Below are 8,690 nucleotides of genomic sequence, written 5' to 3'. Positions count from 1 at the left end.
ACGCCATTTCACGAATGATATTTCTAAATGAACAGATTCGAAAACAATAAAGGTTAAAAACGGGGTCATTTTATGGAATATCCTTTTGTTTCGGTTGTAGCAGGTATTCGCAACGAAGAAAAATTCATTGAAGAATGCATTGAAGCGCTTCTTAATATTCATTAAGTCTATTCAAAAATCGCTTTAAGGATCTGCGGCGAAGTAACATGGCAATATTCAGGACTGATTAAATAACTTTCACTAGCAAGATGACTGATTTAGCTTCAACTAAATTATTCTTTGCCTAAGTTATTCCGTTTATGTCAAAGAGGATCTTGTTGCTTTTATTGACAGGGAATTTAGTGTCAATTCCCTGTAACTGATTATGTAATATGAAAATTAAAGTAATCAGAGCATTTTGGATGGCCGGGGGATTTTTCAAAGCAAAATCTTCTTAATCAATGACCTATCTGTAAATGTCATTTAGTTTTTAAAATTTTTTCTCTATACTTCAAGTTTAATACGGTCTGTCAAGTTAAGTCTGATCTGAATTGTATTGGGTTTAAAGATTATGAGGTTTAAGAATTAATGGGGATACTATGTCTATATTGAATGAAGTTAAGGGGTTCAATTCTGCTAATAATAATAACAAGCAGATGAAATTTATCTACTCTTTGTTTCCATTATGCGTAATCTTTGCCGTATTATTTGCATTTTTATGGATGTTTGCGGTTGGAAAATTTGGTTTTGTAGTTAGAGGGGTGTTTACTGGAATCCCTGCAGTTATTTCCTGTATTATTGTATTATTCATTTACAAAAAAGATATGGGACTAAGTGATATTCTTATTTTTCCTTCTATAAGTCGAAACTCTTTAATCTATCTATTTGGAATTTTTTATCTTGGCTCAGTCAGCACCCTTTTATTGTCTCAAGGGGGCAGATCCTGGTATTATTTTATATTTATTGTGTTACTTTATATTCTGATTTTGCTGCAAATTTTTTCTGAAAATTCAAATCCTTCCGTTATCCTGGCGGAGATTTTTTTAAGTCTGTTAAACCTTACTTACAGTGTTACGTTAAATTATGATCTTTACTTTGGGACAACTGACATTATGCCCCATATTTTACTTTCAGAAATGACTGCAATGTCAGGGCATATTGTTTCAACTTCTTTAACCGATTATGCATACTTTCCTTTGTATCACATAATGGTCGCTGCATCCTCTCTCATCTTACATATGGGTATAAAATCCTCTCTTTTTTTAATAACTGCCCCGATTTATGCAATAACTATCTTTTTTCTTTACTACCTTTTTCTCTCTATAACTCAGAATCGCCAGATTTCCCTGCTCTCCTGTTTGCTCTTTTCTTCGAGTTCGGTTGTGCTTTATTACGGTGCAAATATGATCACCCGGACAATGTCTTTCGTAATGTTCGTCGTATTACTGTATCTACTTTACAGTGTAAATTTCAAAGAGTCTAAACTCTCTTTAAAAATACTTTCGGTCATTGTCGTGCTTTTTTTAACACTGGTGCATAACGTTTCCTTGCCCCAGTTTGTCCTGTTATTAGTTATTCTCCTTGTTTGCGAATCTCTTGTCAACGTTGGCAGTTATATAAGCAAACCCTTTTTTATCCTGTTAAATGTTATTTTTACATCATACTGGTTTTTTGTAGCATACCTGTTTGTCCAAAGGGGTATAACCATACGTTTACAGAGTCAGTTATGGGACTCAATGGTTTTGACATCCGAAGGTTTGGGAAATGTTAATGAATATCTGATTAATTTAGTCGGATATCTTGACGGCTCTGTTTTTCTATTTTTTGCTTTAATTGGGATTGGTTTTCTCCTGAAAAAACACAAAAACAACTATGCTTCAGTATTCGGGCTATTCGCCCTGTTTACTCTTATCTTTTATATCCCGAATCCTCTCAATACTATCTGGCAGTTGCATGTCTTATTCAGGATTGACAGATTCAAGCTGTTTGTCAGCCCCTTTATGGCTTTTGTTATGAGCTACGGTATTTATGTATTCTGGAACTATCTGTCAAAGTCCTCCTCTAAAAAAGGTTATCCTTTATTCTTTATTTTTTTATTGTTCTCTACTTTCGTCTTTGTTTCTTCTGTCTACAGTATCTCGGATTCTGAGAGTCTCATTGTTGAATCCGCACATCCGTATTTTACAGCCCCTGAATTGAGAGGGTTTGAGCATATTAAGTGTTATGTTCCTGCTGGCTCTTACATTTACTCCGATTATTACGCATCCAGGTATTTTTATTTCCCTCGGATTCCGGGGGCTTCCGAAGAAAATAACCTTTCTTTTTTCCGGAGCTACAGAATTGCTGATGTGAACAACTTCGCTCAGTATAGTGGTTATATCGTGATTAGAACCAGGGAATTCCTCCGGGCTGGTTTATATTTGAGTGAAGGAGGAAATGGTGTCGAAAGCGCCAATTATTTTTACAGGGGAACTTCTGAAAATGAACTGGAGATGAATCGCAATCTGAATAAAATAAATAAAATTTATTCGAGTCCGGCAGAAGATATATTTATTGGCGGGTCTTGAGTCCATTGAGCCCTTGCTTACTATCTAAGGACCCACCGCGAAATAACATGTGCAACTTTTTAATTATGCGTTGCCCAGGTTATTTCGTAACAAATCCTCAGCTTCCCTTCAAGCTTTTTTATCTTTCTCTATAACTTTCTCATCTTCTGCTTTTTGTGGATAAGCTTTCTTTTTCCATCCCTTTCTCTTAACAAACTCAAGGGACCTGCTCATTTAAGCGGCGTGCTCATAAATTTCTATATTGAGGGAGTCATAGATCTTGCGCAGAGGATAGCTTTCAGGAGGTATGAACACCTTTCCGACAGATGTCTGGGTCTCCGATCTAGATTCATTCAAACTCAAATCCTTCGAAAAAGTGGTCACCACAAAATAGAATGGCTCATTTTCTGACGAATTTTTTAAATGGATTATATCCTCAGAATAGTATTTCGGGACATAAATAAATCCAGACGACTTTTCAAAAGGAATTAAATCAGAGTTTTTTAAATTGCTGGTAGAGCCTGACAGAACAGCGTTTCCCATATTCTTGTCCTCATAGGATATAACGCAATCAGGGGTCGTTTTTACTCTGGATAACCACTGCATTCCTCTAACCTCATTTTGTGAAACTCCTTCAGATACTCCATCAGTATAAGGAGAACTGAAACAGCTGAAGAAACCAAAGGTCCAGAGAAGGCATAAGATCAGAACCACAGATGCAAAACCAAGCACATTCCCCTTTCTGAGAAATATGATATAGAGTGAATAAGCCAGTAGGGGTATTTGAGCAAAAATTATGAAACTTAAATTTGCAAATCTTTCCGCAGGATAAGGGTTAAAAGGGTTTAAAAGGAAACCCAACTCAATGAAAAAAGATCCTATGTAGAGGACTAAAAAGGAGGGATACGTTTGGATAAAATGGTGGCAAAACCTTTTACGATTCTGCCATACGATTATGGAATTGATCACAATGAAGATTAACGGAATATAATATTTGCCATAATATAGATTAAAATAATGTATAAATTCTAAATTGGATTCTATTTCTAATACGTTGGTCAGGCCTGTCACTGATAAAGTCCCAACGTGCCGGGAAAAATCATGAGGTAAAATTTGGGAAAACCGGGAAGCATATTTCGCACAGAACAGGATACTTCCTGAGGTAAACGTCAGAATAGAGAGGAAAACAACTTTTCTTCCATTTGAATTGGATACATTATCTTCAACAAGAATATCGAAAAATATTTTGCTGAGATGTCTTCCCCGATTCAATATTTTACCTGAAAAAATGAGGAGTAGAGAAAAACAAATGATGTATACAAAAATAAAAGGGTGAGCTAATGGAAGCAAAGTTATCATAAAAAGAAAACTAATAAGCATCGTCCTGTTTTTATTCGAAAGTGCTTTCTTCAGTACAAAAAGATAGATCGGGATCATGCAAAAAGAGAGGTAATAAGGAAAAACTGAAAACTGAAAACGCCAGAAGTATAGAAGAAACGAGGAGAGTAAGGTTAACCCAACAAGTTTTTCCCGAAGCATATATGTTCTGCATAATATGAACATTCCGGCAATAAATTGAATCGAAAAAAATATCGGTAAAAAGTGATAAAGTGTCTGTGCCCCCAGCCCTGAGATCAAATCCAGGGGTAAAACTAACAGCGGACCCGTAGGAGAAAGGGTTGAAATGGCGGAAGAACCTGAAATATCAAAAAATCCATTATTTTCTGCCAATCCCATATATGAAAATTCTCCGTATCTCCCAATAGAAACGTATCCAAGCATGTAAGGGATGATCAGTACCGTAAAATGAATAAGGAGCAGTATGATAATTGCAGGTGTCTTTCTATATGAAAGCACAAGTATACAGGAAGAAAAATAACAAAAGAGCAGGATCAGATACAAACGTAATGGAAGCTGGTCATAGATACTAGCTACATATCCTTCAGGCGGAATTCCTTTGAGCTCAAAGAGACCATAAGTTATAAGTAACAAAGAAATAGAGCTCAGAAAGGTTAAGATTCGATTAGTATCTTTTTTCAACGTGCCCGCCGTCCTTCTTGATAATTATAGAGTATTATCTCTACAATATCTACTCTCTGAGTCCCGATCCGCATCTATTAAAGCAGCAACTCTACTTCTTGGAGTTTGCACAAACCGGAACTTTCAAGCGAAAGTAATTTCTTTTTCAATATATTTTTTTCTATTTTTTTCTCTCCTTTTTCTTTTCTTATTCTGACTGTTTTAATTAATACTTAATTATTGTATTAAAACGTCTTTACCAACTATAATGTGAAGTAACTCTTTCTAATACGCACTATTGTTGTTATTGTATGAACTCTTTCACACAAAATTCTTTTTAATCGATCCTCTTATTTCTGTTGCTCCCTGATTAATTGGTTGGTATTATTCCGAAATGATCACAAATGATATCTCACATTCTTTCATTCGCCACGCAAGGCTTGAGCCCGCCGGTGTACAGTAGATAAAAACAAACTATATGGCCGGTGCTTGAGCTCTAATTCCGAAATATCAACATCCAGGAAGCGTACCGAAAGTTCTGTAAAATTACAAATTTTAAAAAAATCTCTAATCGAAAATTCGATATTAATAAACCCGTTTCATGTGCTGTGTACAAAAATTTGGCTTAGAATTTACAGCAGATTCGGGTCATACGGGAAATGAGAAGCCATGATGGAAGTTCTGGTAATATCCGATCATTCTTCAAGGTTTTCAAAAAGTTCCGGATAATCTTTTTTTAATGTTATAAGTAACTCTTTTGGGACCAGTTTTTCAGAACCCCTATCGTTTATTTTCTTAGCTGGAATCCCTGCAATCCCGATATTTGGTTCTGTAAAGGACTTATTTACAATTGAATTAGCTCCTATAGCTATTCCATCCGCGATTTCTATATCTCCAAATATTTTTGCTCCAGGGCCAATGTAAACATTATTTCCTATTTTTGGCGTCAAATCTTCATATCCTGCCCCTGCTTTAGTTCCGATGACCGTACATACATGTATCCTGCAATTTTCACCTACTTTTGTATTTCCGTTGACTACAATCGTACCTGGATGACTTATGGATAACCCAGGACCAAAAACATTTGGCTCAATAAGAAAACCAAGGAATATGCCTAGTAGGTGATACTTTAAATATAGATAATAATAGTAGGGACGGTAAAAAAGGGAATTTTTGCAATTTTTATAGTACTCAACTTTTCTTAATAATCTCTGAAATACCCATACTTCATCCAAAAATAACCTCGGCTTTTTCCTTTTTTTGCCTAAAGCAATTCTATCTGCTTCTAAATAATACTTATATTCCTGTTTTGACTTTATCATGGATTCTACTTTTGAGTTATAGAATTTCAATTTTTCGGCTCTATAAAAATCTTTGATTTTATGCAATTATTTTTACAACATTTTTGTTTATGTTACACTATCAGTTTAATATTTATTTCTTTGACTTGATTATATAACTTTCTTGCCTGAGTACTTCTCCATACTTCCTTTTGACAACAGAGGACGTTATTCCTGTGATATTTAGTTTATTGTACTTGATTTTGTCAAAGCTCAAATGCAACAATTTTCTATATTTCCCTCTTACTCTCTTTCGCTTATTGAATATTTTTGCATCACTTTTTTAGAACAAAATCATAACAGTTTTCATGAATTAAAGCTAACTTAGTGAGACGTAAATCTCCTAATACCGACGAGTCAGGATTTATCGAAATTTTCTGATATTAGATCGTTTAAAGTATCATCCACTTGGTGGGAGAATAATTCGGAACTACATCAAATTGATACTATTGTTTAATAGAGACGTTTAATTGAGAATGTTTATTAAGAATGAATAGTTATGTACTGGTGGTGAATGCTGTCTCCAGGTAGACGGAAATTAATTCCTGATGGAACCTTTATTGCGTTTTAGGTCTCTATTCGATCTCATTCCATTAAAGCTCTTTTTCGAGACAAAAATTGATGGTGTGAAAAGGATAACGAGATTATTTATCCCCGTGATAGGGGATTATGGTTATTCCCCACGACAATTTGTTTAAGTTTTGTTATTATAATTAAAAACACGGGGACAAAGAATGGGTGAAAAAAGTTGGATATGTAGGTGGGGAAATATAAAAAAACTAAGAGTTTACATTATAATTCTCTTTTTCTTGACCTTAACGGAAACGGCTTCGATTTCCATTGCATCGGGTATGACAGTTTATGTCGCCGGGGACGGTAGCGGTGACTTCAACTGTGACGGAAAAGCCGATGATGTACAGATAAATCAGGCCCTTAAATTCTTAGCCGAAAATCCCGATTACACCACCGTTTATCTTAAAGGTCCTTTTACCTATACCATCGATAATACCATTTACATTCAAAGTAGTAACACGGTTCTTGAAGGTGATTCAGACGCGGTTGTCAAATTAGTTGACCATGCAGGATGGACTAATTCTCCTATGATACCCTTAATTGGCAGCAAGGGTCCTGTAAACAATCTTACTGTAAGAGGATTTGAGATAGACGGGAATCACAATGGCAACACCGAAACTCCAAAAGGAAAAGGATATTACAACTGTATATATTTTGGTCAAGTAAAAAACATAACGGTTTGTAATATGTACATGCACGATGGCCACGGCGATGGACTACGAATTCACTACGGTGAAAACATCCAGTTTTATAATAACACAATCTCTCTGCTTGGACATGACGGGCTTTATGCTATTGAATCTCAGAATGTGGAAGCCTGGAATAATACGATAACCTGCAGGACTAATAGCGGCCTCAGAGTATGGAATTCAAATCATGTAAAATTCCATGACAACTTTATTGATTCTTCCTATGATAAGGATGCAGGAGGACCCGGAATTCAGATCCAGAAGTCCTCAGCTGTCATGGATGATATCGAAGTATATAATAATACCATCCACAACACCTTTGGACCCGGGTTATGGTTGATAGGATACGGTTCTTCTTACTCAAGAGAAGAGGCGCAAAATGTCCATATTCATCACAATATCTTCTATAGCACTGGCACGAATCCGAGCATCGATTGGGTGGGTGGTATCGTAACTAGTGGCTTTTACGATACTCTTATTGAGAACAATGTATTTGATGGTGTATACCATGCTGCAGTAATCCATATGTACCCTGAAGGCAAATCTACCGATCTTTCCCCTGCTGGTACAGGATACACTACCATTATCCGCAACAACATTATAGTAAATACCCTTAAGCGTAAGAAAGATCCGCGAGGGACAGGGTACTGCGTGATCAATTACCTCCCTGGAACACATACCTTCGTGCTGCAAAATAACTGCCTCTTTAATAATGAAGCTGGAGACTATATCAACACAGAATCAAAAAGCGATATCTATGCAAATCCTCTTTTTGCAGACCCGAAAAATCATGATTACCATCTTAGATCGACAGGAGGTAGATGGAATGGGAAATCCTGGATAAAGGATCGCATAAGTTCTCCGTGCATTGATGCAGGTTATTCCTCCTCTGACTACTCAAATGAGCCCGAAGACAATGGAAAACGGATCAATATAGGAAGATACGGAAACACTGAAGAAGCATCAAAGTCAGGGATAATGCCCGGATATGTGGCCTGGTGGCATCAGGTGGTTCCATCCAGGGCCCTGATGAGGATATTCTTTTTTAATATTTTTTAAAAACGCTGTCGGGAAAACTATTGATTATCAAAACATATTTCGGAAAGTGGGTTTCACTGGTAAAATGAGGTTTTTCCGAAAAGCAGGCATTGGGAAATTAACATTTCCTGCAGTCTAGAATTTCGGATTACCTCCTTAAAGGACATCCAGGCCTTTAGCTGTATACCAGTTGAAGTTTTGGCACCTGATTTATGTTCCCTACATCGCTGCTATAAAAAGCGATATAATTGTTGCTTTCAGTTTTTGCTTTTATCAGAAACCCGGTATTTTCGTACTTTCCACTGGTGTACTCCTTTACGAGATCGGTTACATCCAGCTCATAGTACCTGTTGTCAGGCAGGAAACTGCCCTTAATAGTCATTGTGGCATAGGGCATGCTGCCCTGCAAAACACCGTTTTTATCGTACCAGTCTCCTCCTGGATTTTTCCATGCAATACCGCTGTTTCTCTTATTCCAGCTCACATAGTCAGGATTCCATGAATCA

At 36.4% G+C, this 8,690-nt stretch carries 5 protein-coding genes; 2 read left to right on the top strand and 3 right to left on the bottom strand.

Features of this window, described 5'->3' with window-relative positions; all coding sequences use genetic code 11:
* Nucleotides 1-578 precede the first annotated feature (578 nt).
* Entirely contained in the window at nucleotides 579-2,546 is a 1,968-nt protein-coding gene (locus tag EO93_RS04370) for a hypothetical protein (protein WP_048161243.1), read from the top strand.
* A gap of 213 nt (nucleotides 2,547-2,759) precedes the next feature.
* Here EO93_RS04370 and EO93_RS04365 read toward each other — a convergent pair whose 3' ends face one another.
* Together EO93_RS04365 and EO93_RS18555 are read right to left on the bottom strand one after the other, a co-directional pair.
* Nucleotides 2,760-4,517, bottom strand: coding sequence for a hypothetical protein (locus EO93_RS04365; protein ID WP_235284105.1), 1,758 nt, complete (start codon nucleotides 4,515-4,517; stop codon nucleotides 2,760-2,762).
* A 722-nt stretch (nucleotides 4,518-5,239) separates the two neighbouring features.
* Entirely contained in the window at nucleotides 5,240-5,932 is a 693-nt protein-coding gene (locus EO93_RS18555) for a serine O-acetyltransferase (RefSeq protein ID WP_304413481.1), read from the bottom strand.
* 686 nt (nucleotides 5,933-6,618) lie between these two features.
* Here EO93_RS18555 and EO93_RS04355 point away from each other — a divergent pair.
* Nucleotides 6,619-8,205 (top strand): right-handed parallel beta-helix repeat-containing protein, encoded by a 1,587-nt coding sequence (locus EO93_RS04355; RefSeq protein WP_048161241.1) that lies wholly within the window; start codon nucleotides 6,619-6,621, stop codon nucleotides 8,203-8,205.
* A 154-nt stretch (nucleotides 8,206-8,359) separates the two neighbouring features.
* Here the strand turns inward: EO93_RS04355 and EO93_RS04350 are convergent.
* The coding region (locus EO93_RS04350; RefSeq protein WP_048161240.1) for a disaggregatase related repeat-containing protein at nucleotides 8,360-8,690 on the bottom strand (331 nt) is incomplete at its 5' end.

Source organism: Methanosarcina sp. 1.H.A.2.2 (genome assembly GCF_000979975.1).
GTDB lineage: Archaea > Halobacteriota > Methanosarcinia > Methanosarcinales > Methanosarcinaceae > Methanosarcina.
Note: the sequence above shows the minus strand (reverse complement) of the source record. Positions and strands in the feature narration are given on the sequence as shown.